Below are 22,011 nucleotides of genomic sequence, written 5' to 3' on the forward strand. Positions count from 1 at the left end.
GCCGGTCCGCCGCGCTCCTACGAGGCGGCGCGACCGGCCGGGAGCCCGTCCGCCACGGGCAGGACGTCGGACCCGGCCACGGGACCGGAGGGCGGCTTCGGCGTCGAGCTCTGCGCGATGAACGCACCGACCAGCACCACTGCACCGCCCACGATCTGCGGCGCCGACAGGTGCTCCTTGAGCAGCACCCAGGCCAGTACGGTGGCGATGACCGCCTCCAGGCAGGCCACCACGCCCGCCACCTGCGGGGACAGCCTGCGCACCGCGATGATGCCGGTGACGTACGCGAGGACGGTGGCGATCAGCACGATCCACCCGAGCAGCAGTCCGGCCGGCAGCGTGGTGCCGCCCAGGTCCGCGCCGCCGCCCAGCACCGACCAGTCGAGCCCCCAGGGGCGCGCGACGACGGTGAGCACCAGCGCCCCGAAGAGCAGCCCGTACGCGATGACGCCCAGCGGATCGACCGGCTCGGCCTCGTCACTGCCCTGGTCGGACAGGACGAAGTACCCGACCTGGCAGCACGCCGCGCCCAGCGCGAGGAGCAGCCCGAGCAGGTCGAAGCTCAGCCCGGACCACACCTCGACCACGCACGCGAGACCGCCGACCGCGAGCACCACGCCGAGCGCGGCGGCGCGCGTCACCGGCCTGCGCTGGACGAAGCGCACCCATCCCAGGACCAGGGCCGGCGCGAGGTACTCGATCAGGAGCGCCACCCCGACCGGGATACGGGAGAGGGCGGCGAAGTAGCAGGCCTGGACACCCGCGACCGCGAGCAGGCCGAAGCCGGCGAGCAGCGCCGGCTTGCGGCGCAGCAGGTCGCGGTGGCGCCAGGCGACCGGCAGCATGATGAGGGCGGCGCCGGTGGCCCGCAGCCATACGACGTGCAGCGGGTCGAGGCCCGCCTCGATCAGCGGCTTGGCCGCGACACCTGATCCACCGAATGCGAACGCCGAGGCCAGGGCGAGTCCCAGGCCGGCGCTTCTCCCCTGAGACGCGTGCATCGGCACAGCATGGCAGCAGGACGTCAGGAGCGTAAAGGCCGTGACACCTGATGAGACGGACCCCGGCCCCGTGGGCCCGAAAACGAACGCACGCGAACGACAGGAAGGGCCCCGCGGTACGACACCGCGGGGCCCTCGCCGCCACACCGCTCCCGGTCAGTCCTCGTCGGCCAGGATCAGGTACAGCTTCTTGCGGGCCTCGTTGACGACGGCCAGTGCCTTCTGCCGCTGGTCGGCGTCCCCGGTCTTCCACACCTGCCCGAACGCCTCGAACAGCCCGAACCCGGCCTGCCGGACCTCGTGCATGGCCTCCCAGTCGATGCCGCGCCCCGCCTCTTCCCAGGGGGCGTCGGGCCCGGCCTCGGCCTCGGCCGTCCCGGCCTCGGTCAGCGTGAAGAGCTTCTTGCCGCCCTCGCTGCGGCTGACGATCAGCCCCTCGTCCTCCAGGAGCTGGAGGGTCGGGTACACCGAGCCGGGGCTGGGGCGCCAGGCCCCGCCGCTGCGCTCGGCGATCTCCTGGATCATCTCGTAGCCGTGCATCGGACGGTCGTTCAGCAGTGCGAGGATCGAGGCTCGGACGTCGCCGCGCCGCGCGCGCCCCCGTCCGCCGCCCCGGCCGCGTCCGCCCCCGAAGGGACCTCCGCCGAACGGACCGCCGCCGCCGAACCCGCCACCGAAGCCGGGGCCGAACGGGCCGAAGGCCCCGCGCCGCGCGTCGAAGTCACCCTGTCGTTCGCCGCCCCAGCCTCGATGGCCGGGTCCGCAGTTCCCGTGCGTACGCATGTCGCACGCTCCTTCCATCGTCGATCATCAATGTGACGTCAATCTGTCGTCAATCCGTCGTGACACTTCAACGATATATCGGAACAGCTCGCAGAGCAATCGGCTGTATGGCGGCCTCGACGCACCGCCCGGAAGCCACCCGCGGGGTGATCGCGCCGCGGGCCGGCCGCGCCACAGGGTGGCCCCGCCACCGAACAGGCCGCGCCGCAGAGGACCGCATCACCGAACAGGCCGCGCCGCAGGGTCGCCGCGCCACCGAACAGGCCGCACACCGCGGATTGGCCTTGGTCCCGGGCTCGCGGCCCCGCCTACTGTCGGGGCATGCGGATCCGAAACGTCGACGCCTTCACCGACCGTCCCTTCTCCGGCAACCCCGCGGGGGTCGTCCTCCTGGACGCCTTCCCGGACGACCACTGGCTCCAGAAGGTCGCCGCCGAGGTCAACCTCTCCGAGACGGCCTTCGCCCACCCGCTGCCGCCGGGCGGCGAAGCCGACTGGGCGCTGCGCTGGTTCACGCCGGTCACCGAGGTGGACATGTGCGGCCACGCCACCCTCGCCACCGCGCACGTCCTGCACACCACGGGCCGGGCGACCGGGACCGTCCGGTTCGCCGCGCGCTGCGGCATCCTCGCCGCCACGGCCGCCGCGGACGGCTCGCTCACGCTCGACTTCCCGACCTCGGCCCTGACCCCCGTCCCCGCCCCCGACGGGCTGGCCAAGGCGCTCGGTGCCGAGGTCGTGAGCGTCCACGACACGTCGGCGCACATCGGCGACCTGCTGGTGGAGCTGGCGGACGAGGCAGTCGTACGCGCCCTTTCCCCCGACTTCGCGGCCCTGGCGACCCTGTCGGACCGGGGCGTCATCGCCACCGCCGCGGCCGGGGAGCCGGGGCGCGGCCACGACTTCGTCTCCCGGTGCTTCTTCCCGGCGGTCGGCATCGACGAGGACCCGGTGACCGGGAGCGCGCACACCGCGCTCGCCCCCTTCTGGTCCGCCCGGCTGGGGCGGGACGACCTGACCGGCCTTCAGGGCGGGTCGCGCACGGGCCTGGTGCGTACGGCGCTGCGCGGCGAGCGGACGCTGCTGACCGGCACGGCGGTCACCGTGATCGAGGGCGACCTGCTGGTCTGACCCACCGGACGCCGGTCCGGCCCCACGGAGCGGCGGGGTGCACGGGCCTCACCCGCGCACCCCGCCGCTCCCACGCCCCTCGCCCCTCGCCCGCCGGACGCTCCCTCGCCCGCCCTCACGTCACGCCGTCGGCAGCCACCCCACCCGGCCGGCCAGCAGCGCGTAGCCGACGAACGCCACGATGTCGAGCAGGGCGTGGGCGACGACCAGCGGCCCGACCCGCCCCCACCGGCGGTAGAGCAGCACGAAGACCGCGCCCATCACCATGTTGCCGATGAAGCCGCCGATCCCCTGGTAGAGGTGGTACGAACCGCGCAGCACCGCACTCGTCACCAGCGCCGCCATGGGCGTCCAGCCCAGCTGGTCCAGCCTCCGCAGGAGGTAGCCGACCACGACGACCTCCTCCAGTACGGAGTTCTGGACCGCCGACAGGATCAGCACCGGGTACTTCCACCACACGTCCGGCAGGGCCTCCGGCACCACCGTCAGGTTGGCCCCGGTCTGGCGCGCGGCCAGGTAGAAGGCGAGCCCGGCGCTGCCGATGCCGGCGGCGACCAGCGCACCGCGCCCGAGGTCCGGCCAGGGGCGGCTGCGGTCGAAGCCGATCAGCCGCAGCCCGCCGCCCTCCCGGGCCGGGCCCGCCGGCTCCCGGGTCAGCAGGTGCGCCACCAGCACCACCGGCACCAGCGCCGTGGCGATACCGAACAGCTGCCAGGCCAGGTCGAGCCACGGCCGCCCGGGCGCGTACGAGCCGTTGAGCGTCGCCGCCTGGTCCTTCAGCCCGCCCGGCCGGGTGAGCGACCCGATGAAGCTGATCAGCGCCGAGACGCCGCTCGCCCCGAGCGAGAGCGCCAGGACGATGACCGTCTCGGACCGCAGGGTTTTCCGCCCCACGCCCTCCGCGGGAAGAGTTCCAGCCACGTACGCGCACACCTGCCTCGGTCGACCGCCCTGGGACGTCACAGCTTGCCCGACGATCGCACCCCCGGCCCAGCCGGGCCCGCACGCCCTAAGACAGCCCCGGCACCCCGCGACGACACAGCGCCCCACGCCGACCCACCGCAAACCGCAACCCGCAACCCGCAACCCGCAACCGCAATCCGCAACAACCCCACGCCCACCGCGCGGCCGGACCTCGCCTCCCCCTGCCCGGAACCCCAGCTTCGGAGGAGCCCTCCCCCTCCCCCGCTAGCCCTCCAGCTGCGCCTCGGGGTGGCCGGGGAAGCCGGCCGGCCAGGTGTGCACCGGGTCGCCCTTGCGCATCAGGCGGCAGTACTGGCGGGTGGTCGCCGCCAGCGCCGCCTCGCGGCCCAGCCCGGTGTCCAGCGCCCGGTGGAAGGCCTCCACCTGCCAGGACGCCCCGTTCACCCGCCGCTTGCAGCGCCCTTCGATGATGCCGAGGTACTTGGTGCGGTCGGACGGCTCCACGCCCCACGCGTCGAGCCCGGCGGCGGCCAGCGGCAGCAGTTCGTCCCGTACGAGCTTCACCGCGGGCACCGTCGTCACCCCGCCGCGCCCGGGCCGGGGCCAGCGCAGCTCGGCGTCGATGCCGTACCGGCAGGCGGCGTCGAAGTTCGCGGCGGCGTCTTCGAAGGGGAGCCGCTTCCACACCGGCCGGGCGTCCTCGGCGAGGGCGCGCACCAGCCCGTAGTAGAAGGCGGCGTTGGCGAGGACGTCGTCGACCGTCGGCCCGGCGGGCAGCACCCTGTTCTCCACGCGCAGGTGCGGTACGCCGTCGACGACCCCGTACACCGGCCGGTTCCAGCGGTAGACCGTGCCGTTGTGCAGGGTCAGCTCCTGGAGCGCGGGGACGCCGCCCTCGTCGAGCACGCGCAGCGGGTCCTCGTCGTCGCAGATCGGCAGCAGCGCGGGGAAGTAGCGGACGTTCTCCTCGAAGAGTTCGTACGCCGAGGAGACCCACCGCTCCCCGAACCAGGTGCGCGGGCGCACGCCCTGCGCCTGGAGCTCCGGCGGGCGGGTGTCGGTGGCCTGGGTGAACAGCGGCGGGCGGGACTCGCGCCACAGCTCCTTGCCGAAGAGGAAGGGGGCGTTGGCCCCCAGGGCGATCTGCACGGCGGCGATGGCCTGGGCGGCGTTCCACACGTCGGCGAAGCGCTCGGGCGTGATCTGGAGGTGGAGCTGTACGGAGGTGCAGGCGGCCTCCGGCACGATGGAGCCCGCCGTGCAGCTGAGCCGTTCGACGCCGTCGATCTCCAGGGTGAAGTCCTCGCCGCGGGCCGCCACGATCTCGTCGTTGAGCAGCCGGTAGCGGTCGACGTCCGAGAGGTTCGACGACACCAGGTCGTCCTGGGAGAGCGTGGGAAGAATACCGACCATGACGATGCCGGCGTCGACTTCCTGCGCCTTCCGGTGCGCATATGCCAGGCCGGTGCGCAGCTCCTCGGCGAGCTGGTCGAAGACCCGGCCGCCGAGCCGGTGCGGGGCGATGTTCACCTCGAGGTTGAACATTCCCAGTTCCGTCTGGAAATCCCGGCTGGCGATGCGCTCCAGCACTTCGGCATTCATCATCCGCGGCATGCCGTCGGCACCCGCGAGATTCAGCTCGATCTCCAGCCCCACGAGATTGCGCGGCCGGTCGAACCGTTTGTCGGCAAGGAGGCGCTCCAGTCCCGTCAGGCACTGCTGAAGTTTCCTGCGGTACCTCTGCCGATCGGACAGGTCGAAGCGGCCTGCCGCGATCTTCTCCCCCATCGAAGTGTCCCTCCTCGAGTGGGCGGGCGCGCGGCATCGTCCGCTCGCGTCACGGACGATAATGCCCAGCCGGAGTGATCTGTAACGCCCACATGGACAGACGTTGGACGGTAGGCTGGATACATTGTTTGTCCGGCACATTCCGGAGGCATGAGGCAGCGGGCAGTTACCGCCGTCCGATGCGCGGCCGACCCGGCCGCGCGGTGTTCGCACCGGGCCTCGGGGCGGCGCGCCGGGACGGCGTAAAGAGGGTCGGCATTCGGCCTACCGCGCGCGGGCCGGGAGCGCAGGCCGGGGCCTTGGGCGGCACGGGAAATCCACAGATACGCCGCAATTTGAAGTCCCGTTTCAGCCTTGTGGGTAACGTCGCCGACGGCTAGCGGAAACATCGCGTGAACACGTGTCGTATAAACTCCGCGAAACGAGGCAGAGAGTCGAGCCCGGCCACGGCCCGTCGGCCTTCCGGCATCCTCTGACCCCGAAGCTGACACCGCCGTCCGCACCTCCCTCGCATCACCCTGTCTCTTGACTGAGAGGCGACCCACCATGCCGCTGCACGTCTCCCCTGCCCCCGCGCCTGCCCTGCGCAGTGTCCTCGCGGCGCTCGGCTCCCCCGCCGTCCGTGAGGCGCACACCCCCGCTCTCCGGTCCGTCCAGGGACCGCTGAGCCCCGAACTCCCGCTGCCCGTCCACGTCCTGGACGTCCGGGACCCGGCCGTGCCGCCCGCCGCCGGCGGCGCGCCGCGGACCCGGCTGGCCGGCTGGCGCTTCCTGATCCGCTCCGGCGACCGCCCGGTCGCCGGGGCGGACACGATGCTCACCGCGGACGGCTGGGCGTTCTCGCACTTCTTCGAGGGGCCCTATCTCGCCTCGACGGAGCGGGCGCTGCGCCAGGCCGACGCGATGGCCACCCGGCACCAGGCGCGGCTGCTCTCGGTACCGGATCTGTACATGCTGACGCTGTGGCTGCACGGCGACCCGGAGGCCGATCCGGCCACCGGCGCCCCGGCGCCCGCGGACGTCCTGATCCCGCTCGCGCCGGCGCCGCCGGGGATCGCCCCGCACCTGCCGTACCGGGTCGCGGACCTGCTTCCGATGCTGACGTTGCGCCTGGTGCCGCCGTTGCTGGAGTCGCTCGACTCGCTGGAGTCAACGGCCTGAGGGGTACCCGTCCGATCGGACTAGTCCAGGGAGGCCATCCCGAACCACCCGAAGAGGCAGTGCGGTTGACCTGAACCATCCGGGCGGGTGATACGTCATTAAGCAGTAGGAAGCGCTGTAGCGAAATCCCTGCGGATTGACGCCCGTGGGGCAACACTGGGAACGGACCGACCGACCAACGGGGGGCGGCCATGAGCACCGCATCGAGCCGCAGGACTCACACCACACCGCAGCGAAAGAACCGACCCATGTGCCAGCACCAGCCAGCCTGTCCGACCGCCGACTCCGCCGACAGGGAGGCGGCCCGTCTGGTGGCCCACCACCCGGAGCAGGGCTGGAGCCTGCTGTGCAACGGTGTCCTGCTCTTCGAGGACACCGGCGAACTGCTGCCGGACGGCCAGATCATCGCGCCGAACCGGCCGCTGAGCGCGTCGAAGGTCGTCACCGCGGCCTGAGCGGTCCCGCGGCGCCACCGGCCAGGCACGGGCGGGCACGGGTACCACCGCGCGAGCACCGCGAGCACGGCGAAGGGCCGGTACGGACACCAGATCCGTACCGGCCCTTCGCCATGTCCACCGGGTCCGCGTGTCCACCGGCCTACGCCGTGTCCACCGGTCCTAGGCCGACCCCGTCGGCCCCACGCCGACCCCGTCGGTCCTACGCCATGTCCACCGGCCCTACGCCGGCCCCGCCGGGTCTCCACCGGGCTCGGCGGAGACCCGGCGGGTCGGTCCGTCAGCCCTCGTACTCGTCCATGGGCGGGCAGGAGCAGACCAGGTTGCGGTCGCCGAACGCGCCGTCGATGCGGCGCACCGGCGGCCAGTACTTGTCGGCGGCCGAGACACCGGCCGGGAAGACGGCCTCCTCGCGGCTGTAGGCGTGGTTCCACTCGCCGCCCAGCGCGTTCGCCGTGTGCGGGGCGTTGCGCAGCGGGTTGTCGTCGGCGGGCCACTCGCCCGAGGCGACCTTCTCGATCTCCGCCCGGATCGCGATCATCGTGTCGCAGAAGCGGTCGAGTTCGGTCAGGTCCTCGCTCTCGGTCGGCTCGATCATCAGTGTGCCGGCCACCGGGAAGGACATGGTGGGCGCGTGGAAGCCGTAGTCGATCAGGCGCTTGGCGATGTCGTCGACGCTGACGCCGGTCGCCTTGGCGAGCGGGCGGAGGTCCACGATGCACTCGTGGGCGACCAGCCCGGCCGGGCCCGTGTAGAGCACCGGGTAGTGCGGCTCCAGGCGCTTGGCGATGTAGTTGGCCGCGAGGACGGCGACCTGGGTCGCGCGCTTGAGGCCCTCGCCGCCCATCAGCCGGACGTACGCCCAGGAGATCGGCAGGATGCCCGCCGAGCCCCACGGGGCGGCCGAGATGGGACCGACACCGGTCTCCGGGCCGGCGCTCGGCTGGAGCGGGTGGTTGGGCAGGTACGGGGCGAGGTGCTCGCGCACGCCGACCGGGCCGACGCCCGGGCCGCCGCCGCCGTGCGGGATGCAGAAGGTCTTGTGCAGGTTCAGGTGCGAGACGTCACCGCCGAAGTGGCCCGGCTTCGCGAGGCCGACCAGGGCGTTGAGGTTGGCGCCGTCCACGTACACCTGGCCGCCCGCCTCGTGCACCTGGGCGCAGATGTCGGCGACGTGCTCCTCGAACACCCCGTGCGTGGACGGGTAGGTGATCATCAGCACGGACAGCTCGTCGCGGTACTGCTCGATCTTGGCGCGCAGGTCCTCGACGTCGATCTCGCCGTCGTCGGCCGTCTTGACGACGACGACCTTCATCCCGGCCATCACGGCGCTGGCGGCATTGGTGCCGTGCGCGGAGGAGGGGATGAGGCAGACCGTGCGCTGCGTGTCGCCGTTGGCGCGGTGGTACGCGCGGACGGCGAGCAGCCCGGCCAGCTCGCCCTGCGAGCCGGCGTTGGGCTGGATGGAGACCTTGTCGTAGCCGGTGACCTCGGCGAGGCGCTCCTCCAGCTCGCGGATCAGGGTCAGGTAGCCCTGCGCCTGGTCGACCGGCGCGAAGGGGTGGATCTGGCCGAACTCGGGCCAGGTCACCGGCTCCATCTCGGTGGTCGCGTTCAGCTTCATGGTGCAGGAGCCGAGCGGGATCATGCCGCGGTCCAGCGCGTAGTCGCGGTCGGCGAGCTTGCGCAGGTAGCGCAGCATCGCGGTCTCGGAGCGGTGCGCGTGGAAGACGGGGTGGGTGAGGTACGCGTCGGAGCGCAGCAGCGCCGCGGGCAGCACGTCGTCGGTGGACGCGTCCAGCGCCTCGATGTCGCCCGTCACGCCGAAGGCGTCCCACACGGCGGCGATCTGCGCGCGCCCGGTGGTCTCGTCGCAGGCGGCGGAGACGTGGTCGGCGTCGACGAGGCGGAGGTTCACCCCGTTCTCCCGGGCGGCGGCGACCGCCTCGGCGGCCCGGCCGGGGACGCGGACGGTCACGGTGTCGAAGAACGCGCCGTGCACGACCTCCACACCGCCCGCGCGCAGACCCTCCGCCAGGACGACGGCGTACCGGTGGGTGCGCCGGGCGATCGTCTTCAGGCCCTCGGGGCCGTGGTAGACGGCGTACATGCCCGCCATCACGGCGAGCAGCACCTGCGCGGTGCAGATGTTGCTGGTGGCCTTCTCGCGGCGGATGTGCTGCTCGCGGGTCTGGAGGGCCAGGCGGTACGCCTTGTCACCGTCGGCGTCCACGGAGACGCCGACGAGCCGGCCGGGCAGGCTGCGGGCGTAGGTGTCGCGGACGGCCATGTACCCGGCGTGCGGGCCGCCGAAGCCCATGGGGACGCCGAAGCGCTGGGTGGTGCCGACCGCGATGTCGGCGCCCAGCTCGCCGGGCGAGGTGAGCAGGGTCAGCGCCAGCAGGTCGGCGGCGACGGTGACGATCGCGCCCAGCTCGTGCGCCTGGTCGATGACGGCCTTGATGTCCCGGACGGCACCGGAGGCACCCGGGTACTGGAGCAGCACGCCGAACACGCCGCGCTTGGCCACCTCGGCGGGGATGCCCTCGCTCAGGTCGGCGACGACGACCTCGACACCGGTCGGCTCGGCGCGGGTCTGGATGACGGCGACGGTCTGGGGCAGCGCGTCGGCGTCGACCAGGAAGACACCGTTCTTGACCTTGCCGACCCGGCGGGCCAGCGACATGGCCTCGGCGGCCGCGGTGCCCTCGTCGAGCAGCGAGGCGCCGGAGGTGGGCAGCCCGGTCAGGTCGGCGACCATGGTCTGGAAGTTGAGCAGGGCCTCCAGGCGGCCCTGGGAGATCTCCGGCTGGTACGGCGTGTACGCGGTGTACCAGGCCGGGTTCTCCATGACGTTGCGCAGGATCACCGGCGGCGTGAAGGTGCCGTGGTAGCCGAGACCGATCATGGGCGCGAGGACCTGGTTGCGGTCGGCCAGCGAACGGAGTTCGGCCAGCACCTCCGCCTCGGTGCGCGCGTCGGGCAGCCCGAGGGCGCCGGCGCTCTTGATGACATCCGGGACCGCGGCAGCCGTGAGCTCGTCGAGCGAACCGTAGCCGACCTGCGCGAGCATCTTGGCGCGGGCCTCGTCGTCGGGCCCGATGTGCCGCTGCTCGAACGGGATGCCCTGTTCGAGTACGGAGAGCGGAGTGCGGTTGGCGGTCATGGCGGGGGCCTCCTGGTCGATGCGACCTGCGAGGGGCACCGCGGCGCGGGTGCCCGGACGGCCTCCCCCTCTGTCATCTCGACCTGAGAGCTTCACCGGACCTCCCCGAGGGGCGGGCCGGCTTTCACCGTCGGTGAGGGCGGATGCCGTCCGACGCCCGCCCTGCTTTCCAGAGTGACCTCGTCCGTGCGGTACCGGGTGCCTGAGAGATTCCGGGGAGGATTTGCTCCTTCGGCGCCTCCGAAAGGTTTCTCCGGAGGACTCTCCCGCACGGGGTCAGCGGCCGTAGCCAGCCTACCAGCGCGGTCCCTCGCGGATCCCTCGAGTGGCCGACGTCACCGAAGTGCACTTTCGTAGTGTTTGACGCAGCGGTTGCGACCCGTTGGAGGGACCGTGCAGACCGACATCGACCCGCGCAGCCTGATCGGCCGCAAGGCGTTCGACCGCGACGGCAACAAGATCGGCACCATCGACGAGGTGTACCTGGACGACGCGACCGGCGTCCCGGAGTGGGCCGCCGTCCGCACGGGCCTGTTCAGCCGTGACGCCTTCGTCCCCCTGGAGCCCAGCGACCTCGCGGACGACGGCCTGCACGTCCCATACGAGCGCGCCCTGATCAAGGACGCCCCCGACTTCGGCGTCGGCCGCCATCTGTCGCCCGAGCAGGAGGTCCAGCTCTACCACCACTACGGCATCGCGCTTCCGCCCCCGCCCGCCGCCGACCGCGACTTCGGGACGATAGCCGGTCACGACGACTGACCACAGGTACGACGGCCACGACGACCAACCGCGGGACGACGGCCAGGACGACGGACCCGGTACGACCGGTCACCACGACCAGCCGCCGGTACGACCGGCCACGACGACCCACCGCGGGCACCACCGGCCACGCCCACCAACCGCGGGCACCACCGGCCACGATGACCAACCGCCGGTACGACCGGCCACGACGACCAACCGCGGGCACCACCGGTCACGACGACCAACCGCGGGCGCCACCCGTCACGACGACCGACCCGGTACCAGGGGCAGCGGGTCCGACGGGGCCAGCTCCGGGTCGTCCGCCCGGAAGGTCCGCACCCGCCCCGGGGGCGACCCCGGCTCCTCGAACCGCACGGTCACCCGCCCCAGCCCGCTCCCCTGCACCCACCCGGGGCCGTACTCGGTGTGCCGTACGTCCTGTCCGGCGGCCCATCTCCGCCCGCCCCCCTCCGCGCCCGGCCCCCCGGGACCGGCCGCGCCCTCCGCGCCCACGGCCGCCCCAGTCGGCGGCTCCCGGCCGGGCCCGGCCGCACCCGCGACGCCCACCGGCGGACCGTCCGCGCCAGGGGCCTCCGTGCCACCGCCGGACGCCACGACCAGCGCCCGGCCGCCCGCACCCGGCTTGCCCGCACCCAGGCCACCCGCCGCCTCCGCCGACGGCCCCGGAGCGGCGGGGGGCGCCTTCTCCGCGGCGGCCTGGGCGAACAGGTCCTCCTGGGTGTAGTCCGCGAGCCCCGACACCCCCACGCCCAGCAGCCGGACACCGCCCGTGGTGTCCACCGCCTCCAGCAGCCGCGCCGCGGCCTCCCGCACCACCACCGGGTCGTCCGTCGGGCCACGCAGCGTCTCGGAGCGCGTCAGCGTCGAGAAGTCGTACCTCCGCACCTTCAGCACCACCGTCCGCCCCGAGCGTCCCGCGCTCCGCAGGCGCTGCACACACCGCTCGGCCAGCCGCTCCACCTCGGTCCGCACCCGCACCCGGTCGTGCAGGTCCACGTCGAAGGTGTCCTCCACCGACACCGACTTGGCATCCCGCTCCGCGACGACCGGCCGGTCGTCGTACCCCAGCGCCATCCGGTACAGGGACTCGCCATGGGCCTTCCCCAGGAGCCGGACCAGCTCGTCCTCCCCCGCCGCCGCCAGGTCCGCGACCGTCGTCATGCCGGCGCGCCGCAGATGCTCCCCGGTGGCGGGCCCCACGCCCGGCAGAATGCGCACCGACTTGGGCCCCAGCAGCTCCCGCTCCGTGCCCGGTGCGATCATCACCAGGCCGTCGGGCTTGGCCTCCTCGGACGCGATCTTGGCGATCATCTTGGAGCCGGCGAGCCCCACCGAGCCGGTCAGCCCCGTCACCGCCCGGATGTCGGCGCGCAGCCGCTCCCCGGCCGCCCGCGCGCCCGCCGCGTCGAAGGCGCACCCTCCGGCCTCCAGGTCGACGAACGCCTCGTCGAGGCTCAGCGGCTCCACGAGCGGCGACAGCTCCCGCAGCAGCTCCATGACCCGGTCGCTCACCGAGCGGTAGAGCGAGAAGCGCGGCACCAGATACGCGGCGTTCGGCGCCAGCCGGCGCGCCTGGGCCATCGGCATCGCCGAGTGCACCCCGAACCGCCGGGCCTCGTACGAGGCGGTGGCGACCACACCACGCGGGCCCAGGCCGCCCACGACCACCGGCTTTCCGCGCAGACTCGGCTTCGTCGCCTGCTCGGCGGCGGCGAAGAAGGCATCCATGTCCAGATGCAGGATCGTCGGCGCTGGTCTCACATCACCGATGCTGCCCTACGCCACTGACAATCGCTCGCACAGACGTGCGGACCCCGGCCTCGGGCGGCCGACAGCCGCGCACGCGGTCCGAGGACGGGCACGGCGGGCTCAGACGGCCCGGTCACGGCGCCGGCGCGCCAGCTCGTCCGTCGGGTTGTGCCCGACCAGGGTCTCCCCGGTGTCCACGCGCTCCCCGTGGAGCTGCGACAGCGCCGCCTCCACGTCCCGCCAGACCACGCCCACGGCGATCCCGAAGACCCCCTGGCCACCCTGGAGCAGGTCGACGACCTCGTCGGGCGAGGAGCACTCGTAGACGGTCGCGCCGTCGCTCATCAGCGTCATGCGCTCCAGGTCGCGAAAGCCGCGCGCCCGGAGGTGCTGCACGGCCGCGCGGATGTTCTGCAGGGCGACACCCGTGTCGAGGAAGCGCTTGACGATCTTGAGGACCACGACGTCGCGGAAGCTGTACAGCCGCTGCGTCCCCGACCCGTAGGCGGGCCGCACGCTCGGCTCGACCAGCCCGGTACGGGCCCAGTAGTCGAGCTGCCGGTAGGTGATCCCCGCCGCGGCGCACGCGGTGGGTCCCCGGTAGCCGACCGTCTCGCCGGCCTCCTCGGCGTCGCCGGAAGCCCCCTCGTCACGCACCCGATCGGCCTCGTGCATGCGCGCCGGTCCGGCCGCACCCCCGTGAAGCGGATACGGCCCGCTCTTCCCCAGACTTCGTCCGGGGAGGCCCCCAGTCGCACCGTCGCCGCTGCTCATCACGCCGACCCTCCGTCCTTGACCTGCCATGTCGACGGTAGGCAGTCACCAGGGGTGCGTCAACGATCGCCACACTCGGCACGCCGAGTGATAATCACCCTGAGAGTGGTTTCCCGTATCCCGAAAGCGGGTAGGTCAAGCCGATTGGGCTTCAGACGCCGCCAGGGGGCTCCTGGCAGAGCGGCAGGGGGGTCAGCGGCGGGCCGTACGGCTCACTGGCTGCTGGTGCCGAAGTCCTCGGGCGAGATCTGGTCGAGGAACTCGCGGAACTTCTCCACCTCGTCCTCCTGCTCGTCCGGAATCGCGATCCCGGCGTCGTCCAGCACGCCGTCGCTGCCGTAGATCGGCGTCCCGGTGCGCAGGGCCAGCGCTATGGCGTCGGACGGCCTCGCGCTCACCTCCACGCCACTGGCGAAGACCAGCTCCGCGTAGAAGACGCCTTCCCGGAGGTCCGTGATGCGGACCTCGGTCAGCTCCTGGCCCACGGCCTCGAGCACGTCCTTGAAAAGGTCATGAGTGAGCGGCCGAGCGGGGGCCATCCCCTGCTGCGCGAAGGCGATCGCCGTGGCCTCACCCGGTCCGATCCAAATCGGGAGGTACCGGTCGCCTCCCACTTCACGCAGGAGCACGATCGGCTGGTTGGACGGCATTTCCACCCGGACACCGACAACATCGAGCTCGTTCACATTGCAACCCTAGGACGTGCCGGACCGGTTTGGATAGTCGGGCCCCTGTCAAGATCAGTGCAATCGGACGCCGAGAGCCGTCTGCACCAGCGCCGCGTGCAGCCGGACGGACAGCGCCGCCAGCTCCTTCGCGGTGGCCTCGGCATGGGCCCTGGTCTGCGGATTCCGGTGCCGGCGCAGCGGTGCGACCACCTGTTCGACCAGCCCCGCCTCGCGTTCCGCGGCGGCTTTCACCGCCCGCAGGTGCCGCGGTTCGAGGCCGAATCTGCCCATCTCGGCGACGAGCCGGGCGACCGTCACCGCCTCCGCGTCGTACCCGCCGTCCACACCCTGGACGACCAGGCCGTACGACTCCCACTCGGCCAGCTCGTCCTCACCGGCGCCCGCCGCCGCCAGAAGCTCGGCCCGGCCGACCCGGGCGGCGGTGGGCCGGTCCTGCTCCGGCACCTCCCAGGGCTCGCCGTCCAGGGCCTCCCGCTGCGGCGGGGGCCCGGACGGAAGTTCCACCTGCTCGCCGCGCTCCACCGCGTCCAGGTGCTCCCGGATGACCTTCAGCGGCAGATAGTGGTCCCGCTGCATGCGCAGGATCCTCGCCAGCCGCTCGACGTCGCGCGGCGAGAACTTCCGGTAACCGGACGCCGTCCGCTGCGGCTCGACCAGGCCCTCCGCCTCCAGGAACCTGATCTTGGAGATGGTGACCTCGGGAAACTCCTCGCGCAGCTGGTTGAGCACCGTCCCGATGCTCACCAGCTGGTCGGACGCGCCGGCGGTGCCGTTGCCGGCACCGCCGCCGGTGGTTCGCAGCATGGGCCTCCCCTGCCGGATCACACGCCCCGCTGGCTCGCGTAGAAGACCAGCCGGTACTTGCCGATCTGCACCTCGTCACCGTTCGCCAGCGGCACCGAGTCGATGCGCTCACGGTTGACATAGGTGCCGTTGAGGCTGCCCACGTCCGAGACGGTGAAGCTGCCGTCGGGCGACCTGCGGAACTCCACATGGCGACGCGACACCGTCACGTCGTCCAGGAAGATGTCGCTCTGCGGATGCCGCCCGGCGGTCGTCAGATCACCGTCCAGCAGGAAGCGGCTGCCCGAGTTCGGACCGCGGCGCACCACCAGGAGCGCCGAGCCGAGCGGCAGGGCCTCCACGGCCGCCTGGGCCTCGGGGGACAGCGACGGCAGCTGCGTCTGGCCGGTGACCTCGGAGTCGTACGCCTCCAGGCCGGAGATCGAGATCGTGGACGTCGTCTCGGACGCGCGCTCCGCCGGCACCCCGCCACGCAGCGGCGCACCGCAATTGGAGCAGAACCGGCTCGCCTCGGCGTTGCGGTGCCCGCACCTCGTACACACCGGCATGGACGAATCCTCCTGCCGCGGCTGGCCCGCGTGGGCGTTCGTCGCGTACGGGTCGGGCGCAAACCCTCCACCCGTACCCGAGGTTGATGGTTCCCCGAAACCTATGCGGCCGGAACCGGCAGGGTCAACAGACGCGCCCTGACCCCCCGGAATGTCACCGGCCACCTCGTCACGGAAGAGGGGGCGCTCGCCGCCCTGCTCCTCACTCTGGCCATGGCGCGGCGCGCGGTGCCGGGCGTTGCCGCCGTCCTCGCGTGCGCTCTTGCCGAACAACTTCGCAAACAACTTCACGGGCGATTCCCCTTGAACGAAACAGACCCGCCCGTGGGGCAGGACACATCCTGAATGAACACACCTGCCGACCCGGACACCATCACAACGTCCGTGACCTCCGGACAGTTTCCATCACGCACCACCTCTGTGATGCGCCGACCCCCCGCAACCTCCCGGCCCGGCGCCGGTATTCCGGTTGCCGCCATCCCTGTGCGCACGCCGGACCCCGCTCCCCTGCTCGGCCCGCCGCCGCCGGCGCGCCCTGGACGCCTGACCCCCATGTACCCCCGATTCACTGGGATGACGACCGAGCGTAGTCAGGCCGCTCCACCGGTCGCAAGGCGTCCACAACGATCTTCTCCGACCGGGCGACCGTGGCGGTGGCCTGCTCCTTCTCCAGCGTCTGCACCACGCCGCCGGGGATGTTCAGCGCCGGCTCGAGATCCTGCGGCTTGCCGATGACCTTGAAGCGGTACGGGGCCTTGATCTTCCGGCCGTCGACCTCGATGCCGCCCGGGTCGCCGGAGAAGTACGAGTCGGCGACCACCCGCACCCCGTTGACCTGGATCGCCTCCGCGCCGGCCGCCCGCAGCTCCTGGATCGCGTCGAGGAGCATGTCCGACTCGACGGCCCCCGCGCCGTCGTCGATGGTCAGCGTGATCCCGGGACCCTGGGCCGCCACCGTACCGGCGAGGATGCCGAGCTGCCGCTCCTTCTCCAGCGTCTGCCGGCGCGCCTCCTCCGCCTGGTCCGAGCTGTTCTCCAGCTCGGTGCGCTGGTCCTCCAGGCGGGCCTTCTCGTCCTCCAGGCGCTGGGTGCGGTCGTCCAGCTCGTCCAGGATGCGCACCAGATCCTCCTGGCGCGCGCCGCGCAGGGCACCGGTGTCGCTGGTCGAGCGGACCTGGATGGCCAGGCCGAGGCCCAGGCCGAACAGCAGCAGGGCCACGATGAGTTGCGCCCGGGTGACGCGCGGCGGCCACAGTCCGGCGATCAGCCGCTGCCGCCCGGTGGGCGCCGCCGGCGCCGACGGCCCCTCCGGCGCGGCCGGACGGTCGCCGCCCGGCCCGGGCCGCTGCTCGGGGCCGCTCTGGGAGCCGCTCTCGGGATGCGGGGTCTGCTCGTTCTCGCTCATCGGCCTCACGCCCGGAACACGTGCCGCCTGATGGCGGCGGCGTTGGAGAAGATCCGGATGCCGAGCACCACGACCACACCCGTGGACAGCTGCGCGCCGACACCCAGCTTGTCGCCGAGGAACACGATCAACGCGGCCACGACGACGTTCGACAGGAAGGAGACCACGAAGACCTTGTCGACGAAGATCCCGTCGAGCATGGCCCGCAGACCACCGAAGACGGCGTCCAGCGCGGCCACCACGGCGATCGGCAGGTAGGGCTCGACCACCGCCGGCACCTCGGGCCGAATGAACAGTCCGACCACGACTCCCACGACGAGGCCCAGTACGGCGATCACGATGTGCCCTTCCCTGTGTCGGCCGTGCCCGGCCCGTCTCCCTCTGCGGCCGTGGCACTGCTCGGCTGTGCTGTACGTACGATCAGGCTCGGCGCGGCCGGCAGGCGCACCTCGCCCTGGTCCGAAATGCTGGTGCGGATACCGAAGTTCTCCTGCAGCACGTGCAGGTACTGTCCGTCGGCACTGTCCTGGAAGGTCGTACGCAGCTTCTTTCCGTCCCCGACCGCCAGCACCGTGTACGGCGGTACCAGCGGCTTGTTGTCGACCAGTATGGCGTCACCGGCCGCACGGATCGCCGACAGGGCGGTCAGCCGCTGCCCGTTGATGGAGACCGCCTCCGCGCCCGCCTGCCACAGCCCGTTCACCACGCGCTGCATGTCCCGGTCCCTGACCCGGCCGGTGTCGGCGAAGCCACTGCTCTCGCGCGGCCCGTCCCCACCCCCGCCGGTGCCCTTGGCGTCGTCGACGACCAGCTTGACGCCCGGCCCGCGCACCGGCGTCGCCCCCGAGAGCAGCGCGACAAGCTGCCCCTGGTCCCCTCCGTGCTGCTCCAGCGCCTTGCGCTGCCGCTCCCCCACCTCGGCCCGGAGCGCCTCGATCTCCTTCTCCAGGCGGTCGGCGCCGGAGGTCTCCGACCCGATGCGGTCGATCAGCTCCTCCCGCTCCTTGGCCACCACCGGAGCCGATATCCGCGCCTGCGCCGCCCCGAGGGTCACCACCAGCGCGGCCAGCACCAGACCCGCCGCCAGCCCCAGTTTGGCCCGGAGCGTACGGGGCAGACCACCGCCCTCGGCCTCACGGCGGGCCGACGCCTCGGCGTACCCGTCGTCCAGCGCGTGGTCCATCACATTGGTCAGCAGCGACATCGACGCGTCGGGACGCGGAGGCGGGGAGCCGGTGCTCCGAACGGGGGGCTGCTGCGACATGCCGCACATCGTCGCACGTCGGAACGGCTTGCGCCGAATGGCCCCACCGCAAAGCCGGGAGGCGCGACGAACGCGCCTCCCGGCTCGGCCGTGCACACGGCCCGGTGGTGTCAGCGGCCGGCGCTGTCGACCACCCCGGCCCACTCGTCCAGCAGGGCCTCCGCCGAAGCGTCGTCCGGCCCCTCGGCCCACAGATGGGTGACGGCCTCGGCCGGGTCGGGCAGCACCATCACCCACCGGCCGTCCGCCTCCACGACCCGCACACCGTCGGTCGTGTCCACGTGCCGGTCCCCGGCGGCCTCCACGACCCGGCGCATCACCAGGCCCTTGACCGCCCACGGAGTGGCCAGGTCCCGCTTCAGCACATGCGCCCGCGGAATCCGCGCGTCGATCTGGCTCAGCGTGAGCTGGGTACGCGCCACCAGTCCGAGCAGCCGCACGAACGCCGCCGTACCGTCGAAGACGCTGCTGAACTCCGGCACGATGAACCCACCGCGGCCGTCACCGCCGAAGATGGTCGACTCCTCGCGCCCGACCCGGGTCAGGTCGTCCGGCGAGGTCGTCGTCCAGTCCACCTGCGTACCGTGGTACGCGGCGACCTGCTCGGCGATCCTCGTCGTCGTCACCGGCAGCGCCACCCGCCCGCTGCGCCGCTCGGCCGCCACCAGGTCGAGCAGCACCAGCAGCGCCCGGTCGTCCTCGATGATCCGGCCACGCTCGTCCACCAGCGACAGCCGCTCGCCGACCGTGTCGAACCGCACGCCGAACGCCGCGCGCGCCGACGCCACTATCTCGCCCAGCCGCACCAGACCGGCGCGCCGGGACTCGGCGGACTCGGTCGGCCGCGACTCGTCCAGACCCGGGTTGATCGTCAGCGAGTCCACCCCGAGCCGGCCCAGGAGGCTCGGCAGCACCAGACCCGCGCTGCCGTTGGACGCGTCGACGACGACCTTGAGGCCGGCGTCGGCGATCCCCGTCGTGTCGACGTTCTTCAGCAGCGATCCGGTGTACGAGTCGAAGACGCTGGACGGGAAGGACAGGTCGCCGATCTCGCCCGGGAACGCCCGCCGGTACTCCTGGCGCGCGTACACCCGGTCCAGCTTCCGCTGCCCCGCCTGCGACAGGTCGGCGCCCCGCTCGTCGAAAAACATGATGTCCACCGAGTCGGGCACACCGGGCGTCGTCCGGATCATGATGCCGCCGGCGCTTCCCCGGGCCGTCTGCTGACGGGCGACGGGCAGAGGCACGTTCTCCAGGTCCCGTACGTCGATGGCGCTGGCCTGGAGCGCGGAGATCACCGCCCGCTTCAGCGCACGCGCACCCCGGGAGTGGTCGCGCGCGGTGGTGACCGTGGCGCCCTTCTTCAGGGTGGTCGCGTACGCGCCGGCGAGCCGGACCGCCAGCTCCGGGGTGATCTCGACATTGAGGATGCCGGTGACACCACGCGCGCCGAACAGGTGGGCCTGCCCGCGGGACTCCCAGATCACCGAGGTGTTGACGAAGGCGCCGGCCTCGATCGTCTTGAACGGGTAGACCCGCACATTGCCCTGGACGATCGCTTCCTCGCCGACGAGGCACTCGTCGCCGATGACGGCGCCTTCCTCGATCCGCGCCGCCCGCATCACATCGGTGTTCTTGCCGATCACACAGCCGCGAAGGTTGCTGTGCTGGCCGATGTAGACGTTGTCGTGGACCACCGCCTTGTGGAGGAAGGCCCCGTTCTTTACGACCACGTTGGACCCGACGACGGTGTGCTCGCGGATCTCCACGCCGGCCTCGACCTTGGCGTAGTCGCCGATGTAGAGGGGCCCGCGCAGCACGGCGTCCGGGTGGACCTCCGCACCCTCGGCGACCCACACACCGGGCGAGATCTCGAAGCCGTCGAGTTCGACGTCGACCTTGCCCTCGAGGACGTCGGCCTGGGCCTTGACGTAGCTCTCGTGGGTGCCGACGTCCTCCCAGTAGCCCTCGGCGACATAGCCGTAGATCGGCTTGCCCTCCTTCATGAGCTGAGGGAAGACGTCACCGGACCAGTCCACCGGCACATCCGCCTCGACATAGTCGAAGACCTCGGGCTCCATCACATAGATGCCCGTGTTGACCGTGTCGGAGAAGACCTGACCCCAGGTGGGCTTCTCGAGGAAGCGCTCGACCTTGCCCTCTTCGTCCACGATCGTGATACCGAATTCCAGGGGGTTGGGCACCCTGGTGAGGCACACCGTGACCATCGCGCCCTTTTCCTTGTGGAACGCGATGAGGTCGGTCAGGTCGAAGTCCGTGAGCGCGTCACCGGAAATCACGAGGAAGGCGTCGTCCTTGAGTGCCTCCTCGGCATTCTTGACGCTCCCCGCGGTCCCGAGTGGCTTCTCCTCGTTGGCATAGGTGAGCTCCATGCCGAGCTCTTCGCCGTCACCGAAGTAGTTCTTCACCAGCGAGGCGAGGAACTGAACGGTAACAACGGTCTCATTGAGCCCATGCCGCTTGAGCAGCCGCAGCACATGCTCCATGATCGGCCGGTTGGCCACCGGCAGGAGCGGCTTGGGCATGCTCGAGGTCATGGGGCGAAGGCGGGTTCCTTCGCCACCGGCCATAACGACGGCCTTCATGTCGGAAGCGTCCTCCTTGCAGAGATGACGGTCAAGCCGACTTCACCCGTCCGGGACAGCGATCCTCTTGCGTCGAGCAGGCACGGGCAATCACTGCGCTGCGCCGGAAAGACGGGGTCAATCGGCCACGGTATCCGCCTTGACCAGTCGGCGGACCTGGACCACATACAGGATCCCTGCCCACCAATACAGAGTTGTACCCCATCCGGCGAAGGCCCACCCGAAAACTTCAGCGAGTGACGAAAGCCAGCCCGTTCCGTCACTGAGCAGCAGCAACGGGAACGCGTACATCAAGTTGAAGGTCGCCGCCTTGCCGAGGAAGTTCACCTGCGGCGGCGGATAGCCGTGCCGGCGGAGGATTCCCACCATCACCAGCAGCATCAGCTCACGAGCCAAAAGCGCCACCGTCAGCCAGAGCGGCAGGATCTCACGCCATGTCAGGCCGAGCAGGGTCGACAGGATGTAGAGCCGGTCGGCCGCCGGGTCGAGCAGCCGGCCCAGGCTGCTGATCTGGTTCCAGCGCCGGGCGAGCTTGCCGTCCAGATAGTCGCTGACACCGCTGAGCATCAGGACGAGCAGGGCCCAGCCGTCACTCTTCGGCCCGCCGAACTCCGGACGAAGAATCAACCACAGGAACAGCGGCACACCCGCCAGGCGGGCCATGCTGAGGATGTTCGGGATGGTGAGGACCCGGTCCGTCTGAACGCGAGTCTCCTGTACCTCCACCCGGGGGCCTCCTGGGGAACGTGCCGACGATGCCCCCCGACTTTACCGTCAGCCATGAGGGCCCCGGACACAGGGGTCCCGCCGGCTCGACGACCCATAACGCAGGAAAGCCCCGCACCTTATGGTGCGGGGCTTTCCCACAATGATTGTTCGGCGGCGTCCTACTCTCCCACAGGGTCTCCCCTGCAGTACCATCGGCGCTGAAAGGCTTAGCTTCCGGGTTCGGAATGTAACCGGGCGTTTCCCTAACGCTATGACCACCGAAACACTATGAA

19 protein-coding genes, 1 rRNA gene and 1 riboswitch are annotated in these 22,011 nt (G+C 71.6%); of the genes, 4 read left to right on the forward strand and 16 right to left on the reverse strand.

Annotation, left to right across the window (positions count from 1 at the left end):
- Positions 1-17: 17 nt before the first annotated feature.
- Both ACF08D_RS20075 and ACF08D_RS20080 read right to left on the reverse strand, forming a co-directional pair.
- Entirely contained in the window at positions 18-1,001 is a 984-nt protein-coding gene (locus ACF08D_RS20075) for a DMT family transporter (protein ID WP_392224059.1), read from the reverse strand.
- A gap of 156 nt (positions 1,002-1,157) precedes the next feature.
- On the reverse strand, positions 1,158-1,784 hold the full coding sequence (locus ACF08D_RS20080; protein ID WP_392224060.1) for a PadR family transcriptional regulator: 627 nt from the start codon (positions 1,782-1,784) through the stop codon (positions 1,158-1,160).
- Positions 1,785-2,105: 321 nt separating this feature from the next.
- Here ACF08D_RS20080 and ACF08D_RS20085 point away from each other — a divergent pair, with 321 nt between their 5' ends.
- The gene (locus ACF08D_RS20085; protein WP_392224061.1) at positions 2,106-2,915 is read left to right on the forward strand and encodes a PhzF family phenazine biosynthesis protein; all 810 of its coding nucleotides are present in this window, start codon (positions 2,106-2,108) and stop codon (positions 2,913-2,915) included.
- A 120-nt stretch (positions 2,916-3,035) separates the two neighbouring features.
- Here ACF08D_RS20085 and ACF08D_RS20090 read toward each other — a convergent pair whose 3' ends face one another.
- Complete coding sequence (locus ACF08D_RS20090; protein WP_392224062.1) at positions 3,036-3,836, reverse strand: CPBP family intramembrane glutamic endopeptidase; 801 nt, start codon at positions 3,834-3,836, stop codon at positions 3,036-3,038.
- A 267-nt stretch (positions 3,837-4,103) separates the two neighbouring features.
- The gene (locus tag ACF08D_RS20095) at positions 4,104-5,627 is read right to left on the reverse strand and encodes a glutamate-cysteine ligase family protein (protein WP_392224063.1); all 1,524 of its coding nucleotides are present in this window, start codon (positions 5,625-5,627) and stop codon (positions 4,104-4,106) included.
- 546 nt (positions 5,628-6,173) lie between these two features.
- Between ACF08D_RS20095 and ACF08D_RS20100 the strand changes: the two genes are divergently transcribed.
- Together ACF08D_RS20100 and ACF08D_RS20105 are read left to right on the forward strand one after the other, a co-directional pair.
- Positions 6,174-6,788: a hypothetical protein gene (locus ACF08D_RS20100; protein ID WP_392224110.1), complete on the forward strand. Its 615-nt coding sequence runs from the start codon at positions 6,174-6,176 to the stop codon at positions 6,786-6,788.
- 248 nt (positions 6,789-7,036) lie between these two features.
- Positions 7,037-7,243 (forward strand): DUF5999 family protein, encoded by a 207-nt coding sequence (locus ACF08D_RS20105; RefSeq protein ID WP_392224064.1) that lies wholly within the window; start codon positions 7,037-7,039, stop codon positions 7,241-7,243.
- 280 nt (positions 7,244-7,523) lie between these two features.
- Here the strand turns inward: ACF08D_RS20105 and gcvP are convergent, their stop codons facing one another.
- Entirely contained in the window at positions 7,524-10,409 is a 2,886-nt protein-coding gene (gene gcvP, locus ACF08D_RS20110; protein WP_392224065.1) for an aminomethyl-transferring glycine dehydrogenase, read from the reverse strand.
- 179 nt (positions 10,410-10,588) lie between these two features.
- A riboswitch (glycine riboswitch) is annotated at positions 10,589-10,688 on the reverse strand.
- 114 nt (positions 10,689-10,802) lie between these two features.
- Between gcvP and ACF08D_RS20115 the strand changes: the two genes are divergently transcribed.
- Positions 10,803-11,168 (forward strand): PRC-barrel domain-containing protein, encoded by a 366-nt coding sequence (locus ACF08D_RS20115; protein ID WP_392224066.1) that lies wholly within the window; start codon positions 10,803-10,805, stop codon positions 11,166-11,168.
- Between the two features lie 243 nt (positions 11,169-11,411).
- Here the strand turns inward: ACF08D_RS20115 and ACF08D_RS20120 are convergent, their stop codons facing one another.
- The 11 genes from ACF08D_RS20120 to rrf form a co-directional block, all read right to left on the reverse strand.
- A complete protein-coding gene (locus tag ACF08D_RS20120) occupies positions 11,412-12,932 on the reverse strand; it encodes a DNA polymerase IV (protein ID WP_392224067.1) in 1,521 nt (506 codons plus the stop codon).
- A 108-nt stretch (positions 12,933-13,040) separates the two neighbouring features.
- Positions 13,041-13,694 carry a MerR family transcriptional regulator gene (locus tag ACF08D_RS20125; protein WP_392224068.1) on the reverse strand — a complete coding sequence of 218 codons (654 nt, stop codon included), beginning with the start codon at positions 13,692-13,694 and terminating at the stop codon, positions 13,041-13,043.
- A gap of 212 nt (positions 13,695-13,906) precedes the next feature.
- A complete protein-coding gene (locus tag ACF08D_RS20130) occupies positions 13,907-14,380 on the reverse strand; it encodes a bifunctional nuclease family protein (RefSeq protein ID WP_004002801.1) in 474 nt (157 codons plus the stop codon).
- Positions 14,381-14,434: 54 nt separating this feature from the next.
- Entirely contained in the window at positions 14,435-15,187 is a 753-nt protein-coding gene (locus ACF08D_RS20135; protein ID WP_392224069.1) for a MerR family transcriptional regulator, read from the reverse strand.
- A 17-nt stretch (positions 15,188-15,204) separates the two neighbouring features.
- Complete coding sequence (locus ACF08D_RS20140) at positions 15,205-16,134, reverse strand: FHA domain-containing protein (protein WP_392224111.1); 930 nt, start codon at positions 16,132-16,134, stop codon at positions 15,205-15,207.
- 166 nt (positions 16,135-16,300) lie between these two features.
- The gene (locus ACF08D_RS20145) at positions 16,301-17,140 is read right to left on the reverse strand and encodes a DUF881 domain-containing protein (protein WP_392224070.1); all 840 of its coding nucleotides are present in this window, start codon (positions 17,138-17,140) and stop codon (positions 16,301-16,303) included.
- Between the two features lie 5 nt (positions 17,141-17,145).
- The gene (locus ACF08D_RS20150; RefSeq protein ID WP_064068997.1) at positions 17,146-17,478 is read right to left on the reverse strand and encodes a small basic family protein; all 333 of its coding nucleotides are present in this window, start codon (positions 17,476-17,478) and stop codon (positions 17,146-17,148) included.
- Positions 17,475-18,404 (reverse strand): DUF881 domain-containing protein, encoded by a 930-nt coding sequence (locus ACF08D_RS20155; RefSeq protein ID WP_392224071.1) that lies wholly within the window; start codon positions 18,402-18,404, stop codon positions 17,475-17,477. Before ACF08D_RS20155 ends, ACF08D_RS20150 begins: the two co-directional genes overlap by 4 nt.
- Positions 18,405-18,514: 110 nt before the next feature.
- Complete coding sequence (locus tag ACF08D_RS20160) at positions 18,515-21,010, reverse strand: sugar phosphate nucleotidyltransferase (protein ID WP_392224072.1); 2,496 nt, start codon at positions 21,008-21,010, stop codon at positions 18,515-18,517.
- Positions 21,011-21,127: 117 nt separating this feature from the next.
- Complete coding sequence (locus tag ACF08D_RS20165; protein ID WP_073755560.1) at positions 21,128-21,736, reverse strand: CDP-alcohol phosphatidyltransferase family protein; 609 nt, start codon at positions 21,734-21,736, stop codon at positions 21,128-21,130.
- Between the two features lie 148 nt (positions 21,737-21,884).
- A 5S ribosomal RNA gene (gene rrf / locus ACF08D_RS20170) occupies positions 21,885-22,001 on the reverse strand.
- Between the last annotated feature and the right edge of the window lie 10 nt (positions 22,002-22,011).

Origin of the sequence: Streptomyces sp. NPDC015131 (assembly GCF_043079975.1) — a bacterium.
GTDB lineage: Bacteria > Actinomycetota > Actinomycetes > Streptomycetales > Streptomycetaceae > Streptomyces.

Excerpts from the sequence above, each read along its gene's own strand:
- ACF08D_RS20135 (WP_392224069.1), bottom strand. The coding sequence starts at position 15,187 with ATGCTGCGAACCACCGGCGGCGGTGCCGGCAACGGCACCGCCGGCGCG.
- ACF08D_RS20085 (WP_392224061.1), top strand. The coding sequence starts at position 2,106 with ATGCGGATCCGAAACGTCGACGCCTTCACCGACCGTCCCTTCTCCGGC.
- ACF08D_RS20160 (WP_392224072.1), bottom strand. The coding sequence starts at position 21,010 with ATGAAGGCCGTCGTTATGGCCGGTGGCGAAGGAACCCGCCTTCGCCCC.
- ACF08D_RS20080 (WP_392224060.1), bottom strand. The coding sequence starts at position 1,784 with ATGCGTACGCACGGGAACTGCGGACCCGGCCATCGAGGCTGGGGCGGC.
- ACF08D_RS20155 (WP_392224071.1), bottom strand. The coding sequence starts at position 18,404 with ATGTCGCAGCAGCCCCCCGTTCGGAGCACCGGCTCCCCGCCTCCGCGT.
- ACF08D_RS20125 (WP_392224068.1), bottom strand. The coding sequence starts at position 13,694 with ATGAGCAGCGGCGACGGTGCGACTGGGGGCCTCCCCGGACGAAGTCTG.
- gcvP (WP_392224065.1), bottom strand. The coding sequence starts at position 10,409 with ATGACCGCCAACCGCACTCCGCTCTCCGTACTCGAACAGGGCATCCCG.
- ACF08D_RS20075 (WP_392224059.1), bottom strand. The coding sequence starts at position 1,001 with ATGCACGCGTCTCAGGGGAGAAGCGCCGGCCTGGGACTCGCCCTGGCC.
- ACF08D_RS20100 (WP_392224110.1), top strand. The coding sequence starts at position 6,174 with ATGCCGCTGCACGTCTCCCCTGCCCCCGCGCCTGCCCTGCGCAGTGTC.
- ACF08D_RS20105 (WP_392224064.1), top strand. The coding sequence starts at position 7,037 with ATGTGCCAGCACCAGCCAGCCTGTCCGACCGCCGACTCCGCCGACAGG.
- ACF08D_RS20145 (WP_392224070.1), bottom strand. The coding sequence starts at position 17,140 with ATGAGCGAGAACGAGCAGACCCCGCATCCCGAGAGCGGCTCCCAGAGC.
- ACF08D_RS20095 (WP_392224063.1), bottom strand. The coding sequence starts at position 5,627 with ATGGGGGAGAAGATCGCGGCAGGCCGCTTCGACCTGTCCGATCGGCAG.